This window comes from Herbaspirillum sp. DW155 (assembly GCF_037076565.1).
In the GTDB taxonomy this organism is placed as follows: domain Bacteria; phylum Pseudomonadota; class Gammaproteobacteria; order Burkholderiales; family Burkholderiaceae_D; genus Herbaspirillum.
The window spans coordinates 210,647-233,314 of the sequence record NZ_AP029028.1; the positions used below are offsets into that span (position 1 = coordinate 210,647).

A 22,668-nucleotide genomic window follows, 5' to 3' on the forward strand; every position below is an offset into this window, starting at 1 on the left:
CCCATGCGCAAATACTTCATCACGGGTCTGCTGATCCTGGTCCCCCTGGCCATCACGCTGTGGGTACTGAACCTGATCATCAGTACCATGGACCAGTCGCTGCTGCTGCTGCCGGAAGCCTGGCGGCCGGCGCACTGGCTGGGCCACAACATTCCCGGCCTGGGCGCGATCCTGACGCTGCTGATCGTGTTCCTCACCGGCCTGGCCGCGCGCAACTTCATCGGCCGTCGGCTGGTGCTGTTGTGGGAAGGCCTGCTGACCCGTATTCCGGTGGTGAAGTCGATTTACTCCAGCGTCAAGCAGGTCTCTGACACGCTCTTCTCGCCCTCCGGCAACGCCTTCCGCAAGGCCGTGCTGATCCAGTACCCGCGCCAGGGTTCATGGACCATTGCCTTCCTGACCGGCGCGCCCGGTGGCGAGGTCAAGAATCACCTGCAGGGCGATTTCATCAGCGTGTACGTGCCCACCACCCCCAACCCGACTTCCGGTTTCTTCCTGATGCTGCCGCGTGCCGATGCCATCGAGCTCGACATGTCGGTGGATGCGGCCCTGAAGTACATCGTCTCCATGGGCGTGGTCGCCCCCGAGATGGTCACCGACAAGAAGATCATCACCGACGCGGCGGCACCGAAGAATTGAGGGGGCGGCCGGCACGATGCCGGCCAGCCCCGCCTTCGCCCTTAGCGTCTTCTCTGAAATCCAACAAGAACACTGTCAACGGAATCACAACCATGTCCATGCGAACCCAATACTGTGGCCTCACTACCGAGGCACTGCTCGGCCAAACCGTCAGCCTGTGCGGCTGGGTGCACCGTCGCCGCGATCACGGCGGCGTGATCTTCATCGACCTGCGCGATCGCGAAGGCCTGGTCCAGGTGGTCTGCGATCCGGACCGCGCCGATGTCTTCAAGAACGCCGAATCGGTGCGCAACGAATTCTGCCTGCGCATCACGGGTCTGGTGCGCAACCGTCCGGAAGGCACCACCAACGCCAACCTGAAGTCGGGCAAGATCGAAGTGCTGTGCCACGAACTGGAAGTGCTGAACCCGTCGGTGACGCCCCCGTTCCAGCTCGATGACGACAGCCTGTCGGAGACCACCCGCCTGACCCACCGCGTACTGGACCTGCGCCGTCCGCAGATGCAGAACAACCTGCGCCTGCGCTACAAGGTCGCCATGGAAGTGCGCAAGTTCCTGGATGCACAAGGCTTCATCGACATCGAAACCCCGATGCTGACCAAATCCACCCCGGAAGGCGCACGCGATTACCTGGTGCCCTCGCGCGTGAACGCCGGTGAATTCTTCGCCCTGCCGCAATCGCCCCAGCTGTTCAAGCAGCTGCTGATGGTGGCCAACTTCGACCGCTACTACCAGATCACCAAGTGCTTCCGCGACGAAGACCTGCGTGCCGACCGCCAGCCCGAATTCACCCAGATCGACTGCGAAACCTCCTTCCTCAACGAACAGGAAATCCGTGACCTGTTCGAAGGCATGATCCGCCTGGTCTTCAAGAACGCACTGGACATCGACCTGCCCAACCCCTTCCCGGTGATGGACTTCGCCACCGCCATGGGCAAGTACGGTTCGGACAAGCCGGACATGCGCGTCAAGCTCGAATTCACCGAGCTGACCGATGTCATGAAGGACGTCGACTTCAAGGTCTTCTCGGGTGCCGCCAACAGCGAAGGCGGCCGTGTGGTCGGCCTGCGCGTGCCGGGCGGTGCAGAGATGCCGCGTTCGGAAATCGACGCCTACACCCAGTTCGTCGCCATCTACGGCGCCAAGGGCCTGGCCTACATCAAGGTCAATGAAAAGGCCAAGGGCCGTGACGGCCTGCAGTCGCCCATCGTCAAGAACATCCACGATGCGGCGCTGAACGCCATCCTGGAAAAGACCGGCGCACAAGACGGCGACCTGATCTTCTTCGGTGCCGACAAGGCCAAGGTGGTCAACGATGCTATCGGCGCGCTGCGCGTGAAGATCGGCCACAGCGAATTCGGCAAGAAGAACGGCCTGTTCGACGATGAATGGCGTCCGCTGTGGGTGGTCGACTTCCCCATGTTCGAATACGACGAAGACGGCCAGCGCTGGGTCGCCCTGCACCACCCGTTCACCTCGCCCAAGGATGGTCACGAAGACTTCATCTCGACCAACCCGGGCGCGGCCATCGCCAAGGCCTATGACATGGTGTTGAACGGTTGGGAACTGGGCGGCGGCTCGGTCCGTATCCACCGCGCCGACGTGCAGAGCAAGGTGTTCCGCGCCCTGAAGATCGATGACGAAGAAGCCCGCCTGAAGTTCGGCTTCCTGCTGGACGCCCTGCAATACGGCGCGCCCCCGCACGGCGGCATCGCCTTTGGCCTGGACCGTCTGGTCACCATGATGGCCGGTGCCGAGTCTATCCGCGACGTGATCGCCTTCCCCAAGACCCAGCGCGCCCAGTGCCTGCTGACCCACGCGCCGTCGGAAGTGGACGAGAAGCAGCTGCGCGAGCTGCACATCCGTCTGCGCAATACCGAGCCGGCAGTGAAGGCCTGATCGCTTTATCGGATTTTTCGATAAGCCCATCGAAAAAGCGCGTGCCGAAATGCACGCGCTTTTTTCATTCCGGCACCGGATTCATCAACGATATAAACAATATAAAAAATTAAGCCGGAAAATCGTTAAATCATTTACGCATGCATGCGCACAGAGCATGGCTGCATGCACAGATATCATTTCCGCCCGTCTCCCGCTGACCCTATTATCGGCCGCATACCAACGTCCGACATGAGGGGAGAGCATGCAAGCAACGACATTACCAGCCGACGGGATTGCGCTGGTCACCCACCACCAGCGCCGTCGAGCGATCATCGCCACCGTCATCGGCAATGGTCTCGAATGGTTCGACTTCACCGTCTACAGTTTCTTCGCGGTGATCATCGCCAAGCTGTTCTTCCCGACCGGTAACGACCTGACCTCCCTGCTGCTGGCCGTGGCCACCTTCGGTGTCGGCTTTTTCATGCGGCCGGTAGGCGGCATCCTCCTGGGCATCTACGCCGACCGCGTGGGCCGCAAGGCGGCGCTGTCGGTCACCATCCTGCTCATGGCGGTGGGTACTACCATGATCGGTCTGGCACCGACCTATGACAGCGTGGGCCTGTTCGCTCCGCTCATCATCGTCGTGGCGCGCCTGCTGCAAGGCTTCTCGGCCGGCGGCGAAATGGGCAGCGCCACCGCCTTCCTGACCGAATATGCGCCCGAGCGCGAGCGCGCCTATTACTCCAGCTGGATCCAGGCCAGCATCGGCGTGGCCGTGCTGCTGGGTGCGGCCGTCGGCACCTTCGTCACTGCCAGCCTGGATGCGCAAGCGTTGGCCAGCTGGGGCTGGCGACTGCCCTTCCTGCTGGGCATCATCATCGGCCCGGTGGGCTATTACATCCGCAATCACCTCGAAGAAACCCCGACCTTCCTCGAAGAAAAGGACAAGACCGACTCGCCCTTGAAGGAAGTGATCCGCAACTTCCCGCGCGAGACCTCGGCCAGCTTTTCGATGGTGATCCTGTGGACGGTCTGTACCTACGTCCTGCTGTTCTACATGCCGACCTATTCGGTGAAGGTCTTGAAGCTGCCGCAGACCACCGGTTTCATCGCCGGCATGGTGGGCGGACTCTGCATCATGGTATTGGCGCCCATCGTCGGCCGTCTGGCTGACCGCATCGGCCGCCGTCCGCTGCTCTCGGGCGCGGCGGCGCTGATCCTGGTCCTGGCCTATCCCATGTTCGCCTACATCAACAGCGCGCCCGGCCTGTCCACGCTGCTGATCTTCCAACTGGTCTTCGGTACCCTCATTGCGGCTTATACCGGTCCCATCCTGGCGGCCTTCTCCGAACTGTTTCCGGCCAAGGTGCTGTCCACCGGCCTGTCGGTGGCCTACAACCTGGCCGTGACCATCTTCGGCGGCTTTGCCTCCTTCTTCATCACCTGGTTGATCGCCGCCACCGGCAGCAGCATGGCCCCGGCCTTCTACGTGATGATCGCTGCTGCCATCAGCTTCATCGGAACGCGTTTCGTGCGTGAGCCGCAGTACCTGCAACAACATTGATTCCTGACATGACCAAGATTCTCCTGAAGGGCGGCAACGTCCTCGATCCCGCGCTGGGCAGCCTGTTCCCGCGCCATGATGTCCTGATTGAAAAAGACCGCATCATCGATGTCTCCGCCACGCCACTGGAAGTGGCCGGCGCCCGTGTGATCGACGTGAGCGGCAAGACCGTCATGCCCGGCCTGATCGACTGCCACGTGCACGTGCTGGCTTCGCTGGCCAACCTCGGCCTCAATGCCATGCAACCCGGCTCGCTGACCTCGATTCGCGCCCTGCCCATCGTCGAGGCCATGCTCAACCGCGGCTTTACCAGCGTGCGCGATGCGGGTGGTGCCGACTGGGGTCTGGCGCAGGCCATCGCCATCGGCCTGGTGCCGGGTCCGCGCATCTTCCCCTCGGGCAAGGCGCTGTCGCAGACCGGTGGTCATGGCGATTTCCGTCCGCGTTCCGATGTGCTGGAGCCGTGCTCCTGCGCCTTCCGCGCCGGCGCCATCGCGCGCGTAGCTGATGGTGTGGATGCCGTGCGCCTGGCTGCCCGCGAAGAATTGCAGAAGGGCGCGACGCAGATCAAGATCATGGCCTCGGGCGGCGTCGCTTCGCCCACCGACCCCATCGGCAATACGCAATACAGCGAAGATGAAATCCGCGCCATCGTGGCCGAAGCCGAGGCTGCGCAGACCTACGTGATGGCGCATGCCTACACCGGCCGCGCGATTGCCCGCGCCGTGCGCTGCGGCGTGCGCACCATCGAGCATGGCAACCTGGTCGATGCCGAGGCCGCACGGGTAATGCGCGAGCACGGCGCCTTCGTGGTGCCCACGCTGGTCACCTACGATTCCCTGGCCCGCGACGGTGCGCGCCTGGGCCTGCCGCCCGATTCGGTGGCCAAGATCGAATCGGTGCGCCAGGCTGGTCGCGACTCGCTGCGCATCTATGCCGAACACGGCGTGCAGATGGGCTTCGGCTCGGACCTGCTGGGCGAGATGCATCAGGATCAATCGACCGAATTCCTGATCCGCGCCGAGATCCTCGGCAATCTGGAAACCATCCGCTCGGCCACCTCGATTGCCGCTGCGATCCTGCAGCGCGAAGGCGAACTGGGTACCGTGCGCGCCGGTGCGCTGGCCGACCTGATCGTGGTCGACGGCAATCCGCTACAGGACATCACGCTGCTGACCGGCCAGGGTGAACACCTGTCGCTGGTCATGCAGGCCGGCCACATCCACCGCAGCCGCTGATCTCCGGCGCTGCGTCTTTTTCGCCGCCGCTTTCCGCACGCCATTGGAAAGCTGCGGCGGGCATGCTTTTCGCTCTACCATCTCGATCTGGATGAGACCTTTCGAGCTGGAGCGCCAACCATGCGTATATCGCCACTTCCCCCTCTGCCTTCGCTGATCGCCTTTGAAGCCGCCATGCGTCATGGCAGCTTTACCCGTGCGGCAGCGGAGCTGCATCTGACGCAAAGCGCCATCAGCCGCCAGATCGCCCAGCTGGAGCGCTTTCTGGGCAAGAAGCTGTTCCTGCGCGAGCCGCGCGCACTGCGCCTGACCGTCAGCGGCCAACGCTATGCCGCGCTGGTGCAGCGCCTGCTGGTCGATTGTGCCGAGGCCACCGAAGACATCATGAAACGCAAGGGCCATCAGGAACTGACGGTGGCCTGTTCGCAAGGGGTCGCCGTGCTGTGGCTCACGCCCCGACTGGCGCGTTTTCGTGCGCAGCATCCGGATTGCCACCTGCGGTTGATCGTCAACGACAGCCTGGCGCAACTTTCCGAAACCGATTTCGACATGGGCATCTACTTCCTGCGCGACGGCCCGCCCTCGGGGCTGGCGGCGCGCCGCCTGTATGACGAGGAAGTGTTCCCGGTCTGTTCGCCGGCCTATCTGGGGGGCCGCACTCTGGCGCCGGCCGACCTGCGCAACGAGACCCTGCTGATGCTCGAAGACGGCCAGCGCCAATGGATGTCATGGCAGAACTGGATGGCGCACAACGAAGTGGCCGATGCGCGCATCGAACATCAGATTCTCTCCAATCAATATCCCGTGCTCTTGCAACTGGCCATGGAAGGGCAGGGCATCGTGCTGGCCTGGCGTCACATGATCGACGCCTGCATGCAACAAGGACTGCTGGTGCGCGCCTGTGAAGCCAGTGCCAGCCTGGGCGGCGGCTATTACGCAGTGTGGCCGCGCGACCGCATCGAGCATGCAGCGGCGCGGGCCTTCCGCAGCTGGCTGGTGGCCGAGAGCGAAGCCACGCTGCTCTGAAAGGCTGCCGTCCCGATACAATGAGGGCTTTTCCGCATCACGGACAGGCCATGACGCAAGCCAAGCCCTACAAGATTCCCGAATCGGTGCTGGTGGTGATCCACAGCGCCGACCACCATGTGCTCTTGATCGAACGCGCCGACCAGCCCGGTTTCTGGCAATCGGTCACCGGTTCCAAGGACAGCCTTGATGAGCCCTTGTCGGAGACCGCCCGACGTGAAGTGGAGGAAGAGACCGGCATCGTGGTGGGCGGCAGCGGCGTAGACTCGGCACACGATGGTGGACGCCGGGTGCCAGCCTCCCATCTGCGCGACTGGCAACTTTCCAACATCTATGAAATCTATCCGGTCTGGCGGCACCGCTATGCGCCGGGCGTGACGAAGAATACCGAGCACGTCTTCGGCCTTTTGGTGCCGCGCGATATTCCGGTGACACTGGCGCCGCGCGAGCACACCCGTCATGTGTGGCTGCCGTATCGCGAAGCGGCCGACCGCTGCTTCTCGCCTTCCAATGCCGAGGCGATCCTGCAGTTGCCCCGCTACCTCGGTCACTAGCCAGCCCCTTGCTTGAGAACGGCACCGGACAAGAACAAGAGAAAGGTTGCATCGATGAAGCTGCGCGTTGCCACATACAACATCCACAAGGGCGTGACCTCCTTTGCCGGCCGCCCGCGCATCCTGGCGTTGAAGCAGGCGCTGGCGCAACTGGACCCGGACATCCTGTTCCTGCAGGAAGTGCAGGGCCGCCACGACCTCAATGCCTTGCGTCACGCGTCGAACTGGCCGCAGCAGGGGCAGCACGAATATCTGGCGGGCGACACCCATCACGCCGCCTATGGCATGAACGCCGTCTATGACCACGGCCACCATGGCAATGCGCTGATCTCCCGTTTTGAAATCGCTTCCATACGCAACCAGGATGTTTCGGACCACGCCTATGAGTCACGCGGCATCCTGCACTGCGTGGTGCCCATTGAGGGCGTGGAGGTGCATTGCTACGTGATCCACCTGGGCCTCTTTGCCAATGGCCGGCGCCGTCAGACCGATGCGCTGATCCAGGCGGTCAGCACGTCCTCGCCGCCCGATGCGCCTCTGCTGATCGCCGGTGACTTCAACGACTGGACCAACCAGTTGAGCCGCACGCTGTACCAGCACCTTGGCGTGACCGAAGTGTTCGACCAGCCGCAGCCTGCTGCGCGCGGCGTGATGCAGGGCCTGCGCCGCCTCGGTGGCCTGTCGGCGCCGATCCGCCCGGCGCGCACCTTTCCGGCCATGATGCCGTGGCTGCGGCTGGACCGCATCTACGTGCATGGTTTCCGTGTGGAAACAGCGGAGGTGTTGAAGGAGGGGCCGTGGGCACGCCTGTCGGATCACGCGCCTATCGTCGCCGAACTGCAGCTGGCCTGATCTTGCGTCACCTCGCCTTTACCGACGGCAACCAGATCGCCCTGCTGCACAGTGGCGCAGGTTTTTATCCGGCCCTGATCGGCGCCATCGATGCGGCACGTGTCGAGATCTATCTGGAAACTTATATTTTTTCCCTCGACGATACCGGCATGCTGGTGTGTGAAGCCTTGCAAAGGGCCGCCAGACGCGGTGTTGTGGTCTATGTCATCAATGACTGGCTGGGTACGGGCCGTGAAAATACTAAGAAATTACGTATCGCCCTGAGCGCGGCCGGGGTGCAGCATCGTTCCTTCAATCCCTGGTTCCGGCGCGGCGTGGCACGCAGCCATCGCAAGCTGTGCGTGGTGGACCGGCAGGTGGCCTTCGTGGGCGGGCTCAACATCAACGACGATATGGTGTCCGACCGTGATCACATCACGCCGTTGCCGGCACCGCGCTGGGACTTCGCGGTGAGCGTGCTCGGGCCGCTGGTGCAGGACATCTATCGCGAGGTGCAGGCCCAATGGCTGCGTGTTGGCCGAATGAAACTGAAAGCGCGCTGGCGCAATTTCAAACGCCTGCGCCACGGCCACCCGGGCCCGGTACATGACCAGACCCAGGCTGCGCTGGTGGTACGCGACAACTTCCGCAATCGTCGCACCATCCAGCGCGCCTATCTGCAGGCGCTGGGGCGCGCGCGGGAGACGGCCTTTCTCGCCAATCCTTATTTCGCCCCCGGCCGCAAGATGCGCCGCGCGCTGGAAGAGGCCGCCCAGCGCGGGGTGAAGGTGACCCTGCTGCTGGGCGTGGGGCAATTCATGATGCAGGATGCGGTGGCGCATTCCTTCTATCCCAAGCTCTTGCGTGCGGGCGTGCGCATCGTCGAATACACCCATACCGAACTGCATGCCAAGGTGGCGGTGGTGGATGACAAATGGGCCACCGTGGGATCGAGCAACTATGATGGGCTCTCCCTGTTCGTCAACCAGGAAGCCAACGTGGTGGTGCAGGATACGGCCTTCGCCGGGTATCTGCGCCAGGAGATCGAGGCCGGTGCGGCCCGGGGCAGGGTGGTGCATCTGGCGGACTTCCTGCATGTGCCCTGGTACAAGCGCGCTGCCTATGGTGCGGCCTTCCTCCTCTATCGCACGGTAATTCACATCATCACGCTCGGAAAAGACGCCTGAGACTTTGTGGTCCCGGTTTGATTTACCGAAAATTCACCGTATCGCGTTCGAAGCTGAAATGGAATAAGATGACCATCCCGGTTTTCCCAAGGGGAGCCGCTACGGCTTCCTGCTATTTCAATAAAAGGAGCGAGTTATGGATGATGTGGTCATTGTCGCAGCACAGAGAACGGCGATCGGCAAATTCGGCGGATCCTTGTCGAAGATTGCGGCGGCCGATCTGGGTGCGCAAGTCATCAAGGCCCTGCTGGCCAAGACCGGCATCAAGCCCGAAGCCATCAGCGAAGTCATCCTCGGCCAGGTGCTCACCGCCGGCCTGGGCCAGAACCCCGCGCGCCAGGCGGTCATCAAATCCGGCCTGCCCGACATGGTGCCGGCCTTCGTGGTCGGCAAGGTCTGCGGCAGCGGCCTGAAGGCCGTGCAACTGGCCGCCCAGGCCATTCGTTGCGGTGACGCCCAGATCGTCATCGCCGGTGGCCAGGAAAACATGAGCGCCTCGCCCCACGTCCTGAACAACTCGCGCGACGGTTTCCGCATGGGCGATGCCAAGCTGACCGACACCATGATCGTCGATGGCCTGTGGGACGTCTACAACCAGTACCACATGGGCATCACCGCCGAGAACGTGGCCAAGAAGTTCGAGATCAGCCGCGAAGAGCAGGATGCCTTCGCTGCCGCCTCGCAGAACAAGGCCGAAGCCGCCCAGAAGGCTGGCAAGTTCAAGGATGAGATCGTCCCCATCGAGATCAAGGGCAAGAAGGAAACCGTAGTCTTCGACACCGACGAATTCGTCAAGCACGGCGTGACCGCTGAAGCGCTGGCGGGCCTGCGTCCGGCCTTCGACAAGGCGGGCACGGTGACGGCCGGCAACGCTTCGGGCATCAATGATGGCGCTGCTGCAGTGGTGGTCACCTCGGCCAAGCTGGCTGCTGAACTGGGCCTGCCGGTGCTGGCCAAGATCAAGGCGTATTCCTCGGCTGGCCTCGATCCCAGCATTATGGGCATGGGGCCGGTACCGGCGTCGCAGCTGACCCTGAAGAAGGCCGGCTGGACTGCGCAGGACCTGGACCTGATGGAAATCAACGAAGCCTTTGCCGCGCAAGCCATTGCGGTGAACAAGCAGATGGGCTGGGACACCAGCAAGATCAACGTCAACGGCGGTGCCATCGCCCTGGGTCACCCCATCGGCGCCTCGGGTTGCCGCGTGCTGGTGACGCTGCTGCACGAGATGGTGCGCCGTGATGCCAAGAAGGGTCTGGCCAGCCTGTGTATCGGTGGCGGCATGGGTGTGGCGCTGGCTGTGGAGCGTTGAGCTTGTTGAGCGCCTTGTTGTGATGAAGAAACGCCGGCTTGCGAGCCGGCGTTTTTCTTTGTGGCAAGAGTAGGGCCGAGTGGCTCAGTTTCCTTTTGCTGCCGATGCTGCGGAATCGAAATTGCGGATCGTGATGTCCTTGCGTCCTGATGGCAGAGGCTGATTCGCCTGATCCAGCCATTGCCACTGAATATCTTTCGGGGAAATATCCAGGCCACGCTCACGTGGATCGGGAAAGGACTGCCCTTCGTCGACATAGGCCTGGCGATTCCATTGATTGAAGACCTTGGCCAGTGGATGCGTCGGATCGACCTTGCCATGCCAGATGCCGGTAGCAGGTGCCGGGAGCAAGCCGGTGGAGCGCAGTTCGCGTGAGGGGACGGGAATCTCTCGCAGCACACCTTGTGGTACCCGCCAGTCGGGGACATGTCGTGCAGCTGGCGCTCTGGGAACCGGTGTTCCGAGATAGTGGAAACGAAGAACGCCGGACTCCTTGGTGATGTCCTCAGGAGGGATGAAGGATTCACCCTTCTCGTAGCGCATGGGTACCTGCGCGGCATTCCATGCGACTTGTCGGGGTGTGTAAGGTTTGACCAATTGGGCGAGCCAGAAGCCGCTGATGAAGGCATCGGTGTGCGGATGCTGGATCAGATGCCCCCCTTGTGGCTCATCAGGGAGGACAAAGCCATCGGGGATGTGAGCGCGGCCCTGTCGCAGCGAAGCGGGGGAGGGTTTGATGTCCGCCAGCGAGGCTGTCTTGACGGGTTTGGCGCCATCGATCAGGGTTTGCTTGTCGCCATCCCAGTAGGGGAGGATAGCTGGTGGTAGAGGGAGAACCTTGTCCAGGTTCGGGAGGCGGAGGTCGGGGTTGAGGCGGAGCATGTCTCCGATTGCCTTGTAGCGCTCGGCCCGATCTTGGTCAATGTGCTGTCCGGTTAGTTCTGTATGGATTAAGAAACTGGCTGCCAGATAGTTCGCGCTGTCCTCGCTTCCGAATCTGACTCCATCATGCAAGATATGTAGGGCCTCCTCGTAATTTCCATTGACTTCCAAACTCACACCGAGATTCAAGCTGGCTTCAGCATTTTCTTGCGCGTAGCTACAACGGAGCATTTGAAGAGCGGTTGATTTATTACCCCAAAACGTGCCACCAGCATCGTCGTAAGTTGCATTGAGTTTGCTGCCCAGATATGCCTGAGCTTCTGCATCGCCCATCTTGGCCGCAAGGGCCCAGAACGCATAGGCGCGTGTTGCGTTCTGTTGCACGCCGGTGCCGTTCATGTGGTACCGGCCCATTAATTCGTAAGCTCTGGGGACGCCCATTTTCATGGCCTCTTCTACAAGAACAATGGCTTGTTCAGTATCTCTCCCCAATCCCCTGCCGTCCAAGTAGAGACTGGCCAAGTTCAGCATTGCCTTCCAGTGATTTTTTTGTGCTGCTTTCTTCCATAAGGAGGCTGCTGTCTTATAGTCTCTGTCGTCTGGCCACAAGTCATTGCTGGTCACGGCCATCCCCTCCCGGAACCAGTCTTCAGCTTGTCCATCAAGGACGGGTTCGCCATCTTTTTCATATTTGCAGGCAAACTCCTTTGCATGAGGATCGAAGGCTGCCAATGGCATATTGCGAGTAAAGTCATTCATAGAACACGCTGTAAAAAAGATTGTGATCAGTGTGAGTAACCAGCTTTTCGGATAGGTAGAGACTGCGGCACGGAAGCCATGAAATCCATTGACCATTTTTTGATCTCAGGCGAGACGGATCTTCGAAGTTCTCTTATCCTCGAAAGGAATCAAGAAACCCACTGGACAGTTCTGCTCCTCCCTTTTCACTTTGTTGCTGGTTAGCAGGCGCTTCCATAAAATGAACGTATTCGTAATGGAAGTGCTGCTTCCGTCTCCACCCTCACATTGCGCTGAATCCCCTGAGTGCAAAGAGAACACCTCTCGCCGCAAGTTCTCGCTCAACAGCGGATCATCACACCCGATATTGATCTCAGCATCCACCGCCATGCTGCGCAGATTCATGTTGGCGCTACCTAACGTAAAGAACGCATCGTCGATGATCATCAATTTGCTGTGGATGTAGATCTCGCGATATTTCTCTCCCTTGCTGTCCCCGGCGTGATCGTAAGTCCACAGACTGGCCACGAGCGTTTTGATGCCGAGGGAATCGAGTTCCTTTGCAATGTCTGCGTTGCTTCGGGGATTGGTGTTGGGAGCAATCGACCTGGGCTTACTTATCAGCTCTGGCGGAGTACCATTTTTCCTTTCCTTGAACTCGTATCTCGCCAGTTCTTTCTCCTGTTCCCGAAGAGCCAGCTCTCTTTCGATCTCCTTGTCCTGATTGGGCATCGATGTGCCATGCCCGAGTGCCTTGACCGTTTCATGCGTGGCCGGAACCATCTGCGTACGCTCCGGAGTAGGGATGACGATGAAGACATGCAGATCGGGGAGCTTGTTCATCGGCTGCCCCGCTGCCTTCCATCCTGCGATGAAGTCACGGCGTAGCTGCTTGAGATACTTGGCCCACTCTGCGTATTGGAAATACTGGTTCTCGATGTAGATGTAGTTGGAAGCGAAGCTGGTCGCTTGCCGATAGAGGCGCTGGATGGTCTTGTCGCCTTCCTCCGGTTGTGTGCGCACGATCTGAGCCCGGTGGGTAGATTTGCCGGCGCTTTTCCTGAGCCCCGCTGGTGGTGATTGCAGATCGTGCGTACGCTGGATTTTCTGATCAGCGGTGACCACCCGATTCCAGGCATCCACGAAATTCTTGCTCACGCTGATCAAGGCCTCACCGCAAATGCGGCAAGCGTAATCCTGCAAGGGCTTCAGTCCAGGAAGCCCGTCACCACCGCCTTCCCATGATGCTCCGCGAAGGGGATCGTGAAATAAATGCTTCCTGGTGTCCCAATAATCGGTGACGCTGTTGAGTCCCATCACATAGCCAACGGCATGTTCACCCTGTGCATGCTCGTAATCGATGAGTATCGTTTTTTGATGGGCGGTCGATGCCTGGACCAGTGAGTGATATTCCGGTTTGGAGAGTCGGGTTGCACTTTCCTCTGCAAGACTTTGCCGCACCTTGCCAGCGTCACCGGCGCGGACCTTGAAGGTGAGATGAGCATGCGCGCCGCTGGTGGCCTCACAGAACCAAAGTGCGTTGAAGTAGAGGCGGCGCTCCTGGGGTGTTAGGCCAGCTTCGTGCGGCTTGCCGGAGAGGCGCTCATGATGCCGGATACGCTTGACCTGATCCGCATCGAGCATGCCGTAGCCCGGGGTATTCTTTGCCATGGCCGAGATCGGACTTCCCTCGCGCGCGTGGCTACCCAGACGGACCATCAGACTGGTGCTCTGCTGCAGTTCTTCGTACGTGGGCGGTGGCGGGATATCGGGCGGCGGGCAATTCGCTGGTCCCAGCACGTGATGGTTGGCGGCGTGCTGGCGCCATTCCCCGGCGGTACCATGCTCGATCATGCTGGCGTTCCAGCGGCTGAAGCTGCCCCCGCCGCTGACCTCCGTGTTCTCGCGTGACCGGATGCTGATCTTGGGCGCCTGCAGGATGATCTCTTCGCTGGCCTCCAGCAGAATGCGTCGCGCCGCGGAGAGGTCGATATGTTCTTCGTGGGCTTGCAGCTTGATGCTGCCTTTGCCGGTGATCAGCTTCATGTGCCTGGCTGCAAAGGCGGCAAACATTTCGCCGGCCCGCATCAGGAGCCTGCGCCCTGTGCTGACCTGGATATTGGTCTGGCTGACTACATCGATGTGTTGCGTCGCGCCCAGCACCATGGTGTCCTGGCTCGTGATGCTCACACCCGCAGGTGCGTCGAGAGCGACCATGGGTGTTTCGACGCGCATTGTGCCGGAGGCAGCATCGCCAGAATCCCAGGCCTGCAGTTGCATCCTGATGCGCTCCAGTAACGCCAGATCAGTCGCTTCCGCACGATGCCGGGCAGCATCCTCACTCAGTCGGTGTGCCAGATCCTGCAGGCTGTGCAGCGTTTCCAGCAGGGCCGCACGCTCCAGCATGCGGCCACGTCCACGGTCCTGGCGCTGAGCCGTGATCAGGACACCCTTGCCGCCACGCAGCACGCCATGCCCATCCGTGCGCGCTTCCAGTCCCTCGCCACGATCATCGCCTTGCCCGTCATAGCGCGGTTCGGTGAGATAGCCCAGGTTGATCTGGCTGTGCTGGTGCTCGCTGGCCAGTTGCGTGCTGATCTGGCCAGGGGTGTCATCCAGGCGCAACTGGTTGTAGCGCACGCCGTCAATCTCTTTCGTCTTGATGCCGGAGAGAAAGCGATTGCCGGGCAAGCCACCGCCGTGGCTGAAACGCGCGGGCAGGTTCATGCCGTTGTGCAGGACGCCGGCAACGAACATCTTGTCCGGATCGCCACCGAGAAAATCGATCAGCACTTCCATGCCGACCCGCGGTACGACATCGTGGCCATAGCCCGCCCCGGCCCAGGCGCTCGAGACGCGCACGAATGCGCTGTCCTGGTCATGGCCGCTGGTGCCGGCCCCTTGGGCATGCTCATGATCTTGCGCATGCAGGCCCTGCAGTTGCACCTTGATGCGGCCCAGTTCATCGCAGTACACCTCCTCATGCGCCGGCCCCACGACCAGTGCCGTGATGGGGTGGACCAGCGGCAGATGCAATCGGGGATCGTAGTGCGGTGTCAGCGGTGCGTTGCGGCGCCGACAGGTGAGCTGGTTGCGGTAGCGCATGTCTGCGGTGTCATGTGCGAGGTTCTCCCACGTCGATACATGCAGCAGCCGCCCGATGGCCTCCTGGAGCGCCTTGGGGAAATTGTTCTCGGCCTGCTGATGCAGCGAGGTCACTACGAACTCGCGCCGGGTAGCATCTTGTCCACGCAGGTCCGGATGGCCTTCCAGCACGAACCAGTGCCCCACGGCCAGGTCGCGCACCGTGCCGCTGCCCTCGAAGGACTCGCTGCGGCCTTCGTGCGCCAGCATGCGTGCATCGGCCAGGCGCAAGTGATCGTCCAGGCCATCGGCAACGTGGGGTGCCTCGATCAGGCTATCCTCCACGATACGCGCCAGTTCATGTCCCGCGTCGCCCTGGTCCAGCATGCTCTGGCTGGTGGCGACTCCCATGCGCACTGCCTTATAGTCCCAGCTGCCGCGCCATACGCTGCCCGGCACCAGGCTGCGCTGGCGGTTCCAGGCGCTGATGGCATCGCGTTCTTCGGTGACGCCGTTGCGGTGATAGCGCACCGTATCGGCAGCAGCCCGCGGCAGCCGTGCCGCAGAATCGCAAAATACCAGCCTGTGCACCGGGGTATCGGTCGCTGTGCCGGATGTCTTATGAGCGGGCTGGGGGCTGGCGATATACCAGAAGATGCCTTCGCGCCGACACAGGCGTCTGATGAAGTGCGCATCCGATTCGTTGAACTGGTGACAGATCTCGCGCACCGGATAGCGGATGTCCTCCAGTGCGTCGAGATCGAAGTCGAAGGCCATCGCCAGGGCAGGGCTGCGCTGGCGCCATTCGCTCAACAGCACTTCCAGAATGCGGGGGACGCTCAACTGGCGGAAGATGCGGGTATTGATGCGTCCTTCCATGATCGTCAGCGCATCCTGCAGCGTGAGCTGATAGATCCGTAGCGCACCGTCGGCCTGGCAGGCGCGGGCATCGGTGATGATCCCGTTGGTGTGATGCAGGCCGCCACGGTCGGTCACCATCTCGATGCTCAACGGTTGCCCCAGCAGGGCCTGCAGGGGCAGTTCGGGGTCGCTCGACACGCAGGTCAGTTGCGCTTGCAGTCCCTCCAGCCAGGCTTCTCTCAGGTCGACTCCCTGAATCAGCAGCAGTTGTTCAAATCGCGTTTCCTGTGGGCGCCACCGTAGCCGGAGGGGACGGCATTTCTGCGAGAGAAGGGCGCTGGCGAAAGCAGTGGTGATGCGCTGGAAGTGATCTGTCATGGCGGCGGGAAGGACAGCGGCGAACGCGCTTGCAAAAAACTGCCCAGCATAGTGACGCCGGCCCACCCTGTTCGGCATCGGTCAAAGAAAGGGAGTGAATCCCGATTTTCTTGAGCAAATGATTCGAAAAATATCGATAATTACCGGACACCGACCCATCCTCACCTCGACATGGACACCACCCGCATCGACAAATGGTGCTGGGCCGCGCGCTTCTTCAAGACGCGTTCGCAGGCCACCGAAGCCGTGGAGCGCGGCCGCATCAAGCTCAACGGCGAACGCACCAAGCCCGCCCATAACGTCAAGACCGGCGACCGCCTCGACGTCGACAACGGCGCCACCGAATGGGAAGTGCTGGTCACCGGCATCGCCGACAAGCGCGGCTCGGCCACCATCGCCGCCACCCTCTACCAGGAAACCGCAGAGAGCATCGCCCGTCGCGCCGCCCAGGCCGAGCGACACCGGCTCTTCCGCGAGCCCTCCGCCGAAATCAAGGGACGCCCCACCAAGCGCGACCGGCGCCTGCTCGACCGTTCGTCCTCCTGAGTTCGCGGCACGCCACCGCAACGCAGGCTCGTTGTAAGATGAGGACCGGTTTTGCAGGCCTGTCTTTACTCCTACGCTGATGTGAAGGTGCAGATGACTCAGGTGGTTTCTTCCGAATCGATGCAGCCGGTACCGGTGGCGCGGCCGCTCCGCAAGGAGTGCCCGCCCGGCGCTTGCGACTGCCAGCGTGAAGCGCTGATGGAATGCCTGCACGCGCCCGAGGCGCGCGTGCTCTGGCTCACCCGCGAAGAAGAAAAACGTCTGATCGAGCGCATTACCCGCATCACCACCTATGAGGAACTGCTGCACGTGGGCAGCCTGATGCGCAAGAATCTCGGCATTCATCTGCATATCAGCCCTGGCCCCAACGAAGTGCGCACCGTACGCGGCCTGCAGATCCATCTGGCCGAGCAACCCGGCCTGTGCCGCAAGACCCGCGACACCATCCCGGCCGCCATCCGCAAGTGCCTGGAAAACAATCCCACCATCGTCTACGCCCTGCTCGATGCCCACGACCTGCTGGGCCTCGCCGCCCCTCCGGCCGGCGCCTGAGCCCCTTGCCTGCCGGCAAAATCCGCCACCTCGTCCGATGCCGATTTTTTTGTTTGACATTTGCGGCGCGATGAATAATAGTACGATCGTTCGAATTAATTCGGTATGAAGATAAATTCATGTCGGATCAGCAAGGGCACAAGACAGCGGACCCAGAGCCGCGCCCGTCGAACCGGTTCCTCCCCGCCGCCGCCTGCGGCGGATATCTAAGAGACAACGATGACAGAGACAAGCAAGCTGCCCACCGCGCCCGCCCGGCCCAAGTTCCTGCGCAAGGGCGAGCAGACCCGTGCCGCCATCCTGGACGTGGCGCTGGAGCTGGCCAGCCGCGACGGTCTGGAAGGGCTCACCATCGGCCTGCTGGCTGAAAAGATGAAGATGAGCAAGTCCGGCGTCTTCGCCCATTTCGGCTCGCGTGAGGATCTTCAGATCGAGGTCGTGCGCCTGTACCACACCCGTTTCGAGCAGGACGTGTTCTATCCCTCCATCAAGGAGCCGCGCGGTCTGCCGCGCCTGGAAGGCATGTTCGCCCGCTGGATCAAGCAGGTCACGGTGGAAATCGCCCTGGGCTGCATCTACATCAGCGGCGCGGTCGAATATGACGACCGCCCCGGCGCCATCCGCGATCATCTGGTGGCCATGGTCCAGGCCTGGCGCGATGCGCTGGAGCGCTGCATCAAGCAGGCCATCGAGGCCGGCCATCTGCGCCCCGACATCGAGGTCAGCCAGATGGTCTACGAAATGTATGGCCTGATCCTGGCCCTGCATCACGATGCGCGCTTCCTGCACATCCCCGGCAGCGTTGAACGCGCCGAGGCAAGCTTCCGCCGGCTGATCGACAGCTACCGGCCACAAGGCAGCGACAGCGCCAGCACGGCCACTCCCAAGAATTCCAAATCGGCAGCCAGGAAGGCCGCCTAAACCTGTCCGGAGACATTCATGCCCCAATACAACGCCCCCTTGCGCGACATGCAATTCGTGCTGCACGAGCTGCTCAATGTCGAGGAAGTCTTCAAAGAACTGCCGCCGCATGCCGACACCAACCGCGAACTGGTCGACCAGGTGCTGGAAGAGGGTGGCAAGTTTGCGTCGCAGGTGCTGTTCCCGCTGAACCATTCGGGTGACCGCGAGGGTTGCCATTACGATCGCGAGAGCAAGACCGTCACCACGCCCAAGGGGTTCAAAGAAGCCTACAAGCAATACGTCGAAGCCGGCTGGGCGGCCTTGTCCTGTGATCCGGAATTCGGTGGCCAGGGCCTGCCGCTGACGATCAACAATTCCTTCTACGAGATGCTGAACTCGTCCAACCAGGCCTGGACCATGTACCCCGGGTTGTCGCACGGCGCCTACGAGTGCCTGCATGCGCACGGTTCGGAAGAACAGAAGCAGCTCTACCTGCCCAAGCTGGTCTCGGGCGAATGGACTGGCACCATGTGCCTGACCGAAGCTCATTGCGGTACCGACCTGGGTTTGTTGCGCAGCAAGGCCGAGCCGCAGGCCGATGGCTCCTACAAGATCACGGGCAACAAGATTTTCATCTCCGCCGGAGAAAACGACGTTTCCGCCAATATCGTTCATCTGGTGCTGGCGCGTTTGCCCGATGCACCGGAAGGTTCGAAAGGAATTTCGCTTTTCCTGGTTCCCAAGTTTTTGCCCAATGCCGACGGCTCGCTGGGCGCACGCAACCCGATCTTCTGCGGTGCTATCGAAGAAAAGATGGGCATCCACGGCAATGCCACCTGCCAGATGAATCTGGACGGCGCCACCGGCTGGCTGATCGGCCAGCCGCACAAGGGCCTGCAGGCCATGTTCGTGTTCATGAACGCAGCCCGCCTGGGCGTGGGCATGCAAGGCCTGGGCCTGACCGAAGTGGCCTATCAGAACGCGCTGGTCTACGCCAAGGACCGCCTGCAGATGCGCAGCCTGTCCGGCATCAAGGCCGCCGACAAGCCGGCCGATCCGATCATCGTGCACCCCGACGTGCGCCGCATGCTGCTGACCGCCAAGGCGTTTGCCGAAGGCGGCCGTGCCTTCACCTCCTATGTCGCGCTGGAGCTGGACAAGGAACTGACCCACCCCGATGAACAAGTGCGCAAGGACAGCGCCGACATCGTGGCCCTGCTGACCCCGGTGGTGAAGGCCTTCCTCACCGACAATGCCTGGATGGCGACCTCCGAATGCCTGCAGGTCTATGGCGGCCACGGCTACATCGCCGAATGGGGCATGGAGCAATACGTACGCGATGCCCGCATCAACATGATCTACGAAGGCACCAACACCATCCAGTCGCTGGACCTGCTGGGCCGCAAGATCCTGATGGACAACGGCGCCAAGCTCAAGAAATTCGGCGCGCAGATCCAGGCCTTCGTGGAAGAGCATGGTACCGATGAGGCCATGTCCGAATTCATCACCCCGCTGGCCGACATCGGCGACAAGGTGACCAAGCTGACCATGGAAATCGGCATGAAGTCCTTCGCCAATCAGGATGAAGCCGGTGCCGCCGCCGTGCCTTACCTGCGCGTGGTGGGCCATCTGGTGTTCTCCTACCTGTTCGCCCGCATGGCCAAGATCGCGCTGGAAAAGCAGGACAGCGGCGACAGCTTCTACACCGCCAAGCTGGCCACGGCACGCTTCTACTTCGCGCGCCTGCTGCCGGAAACCGCGATGCTGATCCGCCAGGCCCGTTCGGGTGCGGCCAATCTGATGGCGCTGGACGCAGAGTTGTTCTGAGCGCAATAGCACGCCGCGTGCGGGTCGCCGGACTGCACGCGGCGTTGATCTACCGCAACTGGGCCCGGCACGGCGTCACGGCTGCGTCACCACGACGAGGCATCCTGTGAGCAGCCGCCCTGCAGCCAGGCGGCGAACAGGCGTACAGTAGCCGTTCGCTCCCGGCGATACGGCAGCTTGCCTGGCCCCGAATTCATGTTTCATGTCTGAAGCACCAGCAAAGGAGATTTGCGTGTCCAATTTCATCGTCAAAAAAGTGGCCGTGCTCGGCGCGGGCGTCATGGGGGCGCAGATCGCCGCCCATTGCATCAATGCCCGCGTGCCGGTCGTGCTGTTCGATCTGCCGGCCAAGGAAGGCCCGAAGAACGGCATCGTGCAACGCGCCATCGAGAACCTCAAGAAGCTCAGCCCCGCACCGCTGGGCAACAAGGATGACGCGGCCTTGATCCAGGTCGCCAACTACGAAGATGATCTGGCCGTGCTGGAAGGCTGCGACCTCATCATCGAAGCCATCGCCGAGCGTATGGACTGGAAGCACGACCTCTACAAGAAGGTCGCTCCGCACATCGGACCCAAGGCCATCTTCGCCTCCAACACCTCGGGCCTGTCGATCAATGCGCTCTCCGAAGGTTTCGATGCGGGCCTCAAGGCGCGCTTCTGCGGCGTGCACTTCTTCAACCCGCCGCGCTACATGCACCTGGTCGAACTGATCCCGACTCGCTCGACCGAACCGCACATCCTCGACCAGCTCGAAGCCTTCCTTACCACCACTTTGGGCAAGGGCGTGGTGCGCGCCTTCGACACCCCCAACTTCGTGGCCAACCGCGTGGGCGTGTTCGGCATCCTGGCTACCATCATCGAAGCCGACAAGTATGGCCTCTCGGTCGATGTGGTCGATGACCTGACCGGCGCCAAGCTGGGCCGCGCCAAATCCGGTACCTTCCGTACCGCCGACGTGGTGGGCCTGGATACCATGGGTCACGTCATCCGTACCATGCAGGACAACCTGAAGGATGATCCCTTCTTCTCCACCTATGCCACCCCGCCGCTGTTGGCCAGGCTGGTCGAGCAGGGCGCGCTGGGTCAGAAGAGCGGCGCCGGCTATTACAAGAAAGTCGGCAAGGACATCCTGCGCATCGACGCGGCCAAGGGTGATTACGTGCCGGGCGGCGGCAAGGCCGATGACATCATCGCCCGCATCCTGAAGGAAAAGGATCCGGTCAAGCGCATGAAGGCGCTGCATGATTCGACCAATCCGCAAGGCCAGTTCCTGTGGGCCATCTTCCGCGATGCCTTCCACTACATCGCCGTGCATCTGGAATCGGTGGCCGACAACGCACGCGATCTCGACTTCGCCATGCGTTGGGGCTTCGGCTGGAGCGTCGGTCCCTTCGAGACCTGGCAGGCCGCCGGCTGGAAGCAGATCGCGCAATGGGTCAAGGAAGACATTGATGCCGGCAAGGCGCTCTCCAACGCACCGCTGCCCGACTGGGTTTTCGACGGTCGTGATGGCGTGCATTCGGAGAAGGGTTCGTATTCGCCCTCGAAGAAGGCCGACGTGGCCCGTTCCGACCTGCCGGTCTACCAGCGCCAGGCCTTCCGCGCGCCGCTGGTGGGCGAGGGTGCGGCCGATGGCAGGAGTGCCGGCACCACCTTCTTCGAAGACGAATCGGTCCGCATCTGGCATCAGAACGACGATGTGCTGATCCTGTCCTTCAAGACCAAGATGCACGTGATCGGCCAGGGCGTGATCGACGGCATGAACAAGGCCGTCACCGAAGCCGAACAGAACTTCAAGGGCCTGGTGATCTGGCATCCGGATGCGGCTGAAGGCGGCGCCTTCTCCGCCGGTGCCGACCTGCAGTCGATGCTGCCGCTGTTCATGTCCGGTGGCGTCAAGGCCATCGAGCCGGTGGTGCACCAGCTGCAGCAGGCGCACCAGCGTCTGAAGTACGCCAGCGTGCCGGTGATTGCCGCTGTCGCCGGCCTGGCCCTGGGTGGCGGTTGCGAACTGCTGTTGCATGCGGCCAAGCGCGTGGTCTCCATCGAGTCCTACATCGGCCTGGTGGAAGTGGGCGTGGGCCTGATCCCGGCCGGTGGCGGTCTCAAGGAAGCCGCCGTGCGCGCTGCCCGCGAAGCCAAGGGCAACGACATCCTGCAATTCCTGAAGGAATACATGCTGGCTGCGGCCACTGCCAATGTGTCGAAGTCCGCATTGGAAGCGCGCAAGCTGGGCTACCTGCGCGAGGATGACGTGATCGTCTTCAACCCGTATGAATTGCTGCACGTGGCCAAGGTCGAAGCGCGCGCGCTGTTCGACGCCGGCTATCGTCCGCAGCTGCCGCCGCAGATACCGGTGATCGGCCGCAACGGCCTGGCCACCATCATGGCGCAGCTGGTCAACATGCGTGATGGCGGTTTCATCTCGGCGCACGATTTCAAGCTGGGCAAGATGATCGCCGAAACCGTCGCCGGTGGCGAGGTGGAAGAGGGCAGCATCGTCAATGAACAATGGCTGCTCGATATCGAGCGCAAGTTTTTCATGGAGCTGCTCAACCACCCCAAGACCCAGGAACGCATCATGGGCATGATGCAAACCGGCAAGCCTGTGCGCAACTAATGAAATCTCTCTCCCCGGAGGGGGAGGGAGAGTCCAAGGAGATTTG

At 61.8% G+C, this 22,668-nt stretch carries 16 protein-coding genes; 14 read left to right on the forward strand and 2 right to left on the reverse strand.

Going from position 1 to position 22,668, the window contains the following annotated elements; translation table 11 throughout:
• The first annotated feature begins 3 nt into the window (after window positions 1-3).
• The 9 genes from AACH55_RS01020 to AACH55_RS01060 all read left to right on the forward strand — a co-directional run bounded on the left by AACH55_RS01020 (window position 4) and on the right by AACH55_RS01060 (window position 10,231).
• Window positions 4-639 (forward strand): DUF502 domain-containing protein, encoded by a 636-nt coding sequence (locus AACH55_RS01020; RefSeq protein WP_034329425.1) that lies wholly within the window; start codon window positions 4-6, stop codon window positions 637-639.
• Window positions 640-731: 92 nt separating this feature from the next.
• On the forward strand, window positions 732-2,537 hold the full coding sequence (gene aspS, locus AACH55_RS01025; protein WP_338717543.1) for an aspartate--tRNA ligase: 1,806 nt from the start codon (window positions 732-734) through the stop codon (window positions 2,535-2,537).
• 244 nt (window positions 2,538-2,781) lie between these two features.
• Complete coding sequence (locus AACH55_RS01030; protein ID WP_338717544.1) at window positions 2,782-4,083, forward strand: MFS transporter; 1,302 nt, start codon at window positions 2,782-2,784, stop codon at window positions 4,081-4,083.
• A gap of 8 nt (window positions 4,084-4,091) precedes the next feature.
• Window positions 4,092-5,321 (forward strand): amidohydrolase family protein, encoded by a 1,230-nt coding sequence (locus tag AACH55_RS01035; protein WP_338717545.1) that lies wholly within the window; start codon window positions 4,092-4,094, stop codon window positions 5,319-5,321.
• Window positions 5,322-5,441: 120 nt separating this feature from the next.
• The gene (locus tag AACH55_RS01040; protein WP_338717546.1) at window positions 5,442-6,347 is read left to right on the forward strand and encodes a LysR substrate-binding domain-containing protein; all 906 of its coding nucleotides are present in this window, start codon (window positions 5,442-5,444) and stop codon (window positions 6,345-6,347) included.
• A 50-nt stretch (window positions 6,348-6,397) separates the two neighbouring features.
• A complete protein-coding gene (gene nudB / locus AACH55_RS01045) occupies window positions 6,398-6,901 on the forward strand; it encodes a dihydroneopterin triphosphate diphosphatase (RefSeq protein WP_338717547.1) in 504 nt (167 codons plus the stop codon).
• Window positions 6,902-6,955: 54 nt separating this feature from the next.
• Window positions 6,956-7,753 (forward strand): endonuclease/exonuclease/phosphatase family protein, encoded by a 798-nt coding sequence (locus AACH55_RS01050; RefSeq protein WP_338717548.1) that lies wholly within the window; start codon window positions 6,956-6,958, stop codon window positions 7,751-7,753.
• Window positions 7,754-7,755: 2 nt separating this feature from the next.
• A complete protein-coding gene (locus AACH55_RS01055; protein WP_338717549.1) occupies window positions 7,756-8,919 on the forward strand; it encodes a phospholipase D-like domain-containing protein in 1,164 nt (387 codons plus the stop codon).
• A 136-nt stretch (window positions 8,920-9,055) separates the two neighbouring features.
• Window positions 9,056-10,231, forward strand: coding sequence for an acetyl-CoA C-acetyltransferase (locus AACH55_RS01060; protein ID WP_338717550.1), 1,176 nt, complete (start codon window positions 9,056-9,058; stop codon window positions 10,229-10,231).
• Between the two features lie 84 nt (window positions 10,232-10,315).
• Here AACH55_RS01060 and AACH55_RS01065 read toward each other — a convergent pair whose 3' ends face one another.
• Together AACH55_RS01065 and tssI are read right to left on the reverse strand one after the other, a co-directional pair.
• A complete protein-coding gene (locus AACH55_RS01065) occupies window positions 10,316-11,968 on the reverse strand; it encodes a tetratricopeptide repeat protein (RefSeq protein WP_338717551.1) in 1,653 nt (550 codons plus the stop codon).
• 9 nt (window positions 11,969-11,977) lie between these two features.
• Complete coding sequence (gene tssI / locus AACH55_RS01070) at window positions 11,978-16,174, reverse strand: type VI secretion system tip protein TssI/VgrG (protein ID WP_338717552.1); 4,197 nt, start codon at window positions 16,172-16,174, stop codon at window positions 11,978-11,980.
• 171 nt (window positions 16,175-16,345) lie between these two features.
• On the opposite strand from tssI, the gene AACH55_RS01075 reads away from it, so the two are divergent.
• The 5 genes from AACH55_RS01075 (at window position 16,346) to AACH55_RS01095 (ending at window position 22,622) form a co-directional block, all read left to right on the forward strand.
• Window positions 16,346-16,720 (forward strand): RNA-binding S4 domain-containing protein, encoded by a 375-nt coding sequence (locus AACH55_RS01075; protein WP_338717554.1) that lies wholly within the window; start codon window positions 16,346-16,348, stop codon window positions 16,718-16,720.
• Window positions 16,721-16,813: 93 nt separating this feature from the next.
• Window positions 16,814-17,272: a hypothetical protein gene (locus tag AACH55_RS01080; protein ID WP_338717555.1), complete on the forward strand. Its 459-nt coding sequence runs from the start codon at window positions 16,814-16,816 to the stop codon at window positions 17,270-17,272.
• Window positions 17,273-17,491: 219 nt separating this feature from the next.
• On the forward strand, window positions 17,492-18,193 hold the full coding sequence (locus AACH55_RS01085) for a TetR/AcrR family transcriptional regulator (protein WP_338717556.1): 702 nt from the start codon (window positions 17,492-17,494) through the stop codon (window positions 18,191-18,193).
• An 18-nt stretch (window positions 18,194-18,211) separates the two neighbouring features.
• Window positions 18,212-20,002 carry an acyl-CoA dehydrogenase C-terminal domain-containing protein gene (locus AACH55_RS01090; protein ID WP_338717557.1) on the forward strand — a complete coding sequence of 597 codons (1,791 nt, stop codon included), beginning with the start codon at window positions 18,212-18,214 and terminating at the stop codon, window positions 20,000-20,002.
• Window positions 20,003-20,234: 232 nt separating this feature from the next.
• Complete coding sequence (locus AACH55_RS01095; protein ID WP_338717558.1) at window positions 20,235-22,622, forward strand: 3-hydroxyacyl-CoA dehydrogenase/enoyl-CoA hydratase family protein; 2,388 nt, start codon at window positions 20,235-20,237, stop codon at window positions 22,620-22,622.
• Window positions 22,623-22,668: the final 46 nt, after the last annotated feature.

What these genes read in the sequence shown, in the direction of transcription:
- AACH55_RS01020 (WP_034329425.1), top strand. Translation starts at nt 4, where the DNA reads ATGCGCAAATACTTCATCACGGGTCTGCTGATCCTGGTCCCCCTGGCC.
- aspS (WP_338717543.1), top strand. Translation starts at nt 732, where the DNA reads ATGTCCATGCGAACCCAATACTGTGGCCTCACTACCGAGGCACTGCTC.
- AACH55_RS01030 (WP_338717544.1), top strand. Translation starts at nt 2,782, where the DNA reads ATGCAAGCAACGACATTACCAGCCGACGGGATTGCGCTGGTCACCCAC.
- AACH55_RS01035 (WP_338717545.1), top strand. Translation starts at nt 4,092, where the DNA reads ATGACCAAGATTCTCCTGAAGGGCGGCAACGTCCTCGATCCCGCGCTG.
- AACH55_RS01040 (WP_338717546.1), top strand. Translation starts at nt 5,442, where the DNA reads ATGCGTATATCGCCACTTCCCCCTCTGCCTTCGCTGATCGCCTTTGAA.
- nudB (WP_338717547.1), top strand. Translation starts at nt 6,398, where the DNA reads ATGACGCAAGCCAAGCCCTACAAGATTCCCGAATCGGTGCTGGTGGTG.
- AACH55_RS01050 (WP_338717548.1), top strand. Translation starts at nt 6,956, where the DNA reads ATGAAGCTGCGCGTTGCCACATACAACATCCACAAGGGCGTGACCTCC.
- AACH55_RS01060 (WP_338717550.1), top strand. Translation starts at nt 9,056, where the DNA reads ATGGATGATGTGGTCATTGTCGCAGCACAGAGAACGGCGATCGGCAAA.
- AACH55_RS01065 (WP_338717551.1), bottom strand. Translation starts at nt 11,968, where the DNA reads ATGGTCAATGGATTTCATGGCTTCCGTGCCGCAGTCTCTACCTATCCG.
- tssI (WP_338717552.1), bottom strand. Translation starts at nt 16,174, where the DNA reads ATGACAGATCACTTCCAGCGCATCACCACTGCTTTCGCCAGCGCCCTT.
- AACH55_RS01075 (WP_338717554.1), top strand. Translation starts at nt 16,346, where the DNA reads ATGGACACCACCCGCATCGACAAATGGTGCTGGGCCGCGCGCTTCTTC.
- AACH55_RS01080 (WP_338717555.1), top strand. Translation starts at nt 16,814, where the DNA reads ATGACTCAGGTGGTTTCTTCCGAATCGATGCAGCCGGTACCGGTGGCG.
- AACH55_RS01085 (WP_338717556.1), top strand. Translation starts at nt 17,492, where the DNA reads ATGACAGAGACAAGCAAGCTGCCCACCGCGCCCGCCCGGCCCAAGTTC.
- AACH55_RS01090 (WP_338717557.1), top strand. Translation starts at nt 18,212, where the DNA reads ATGCCCCAATACAACGCCCCCTTGCGCGACATGCAATTCGTGCTGCAC.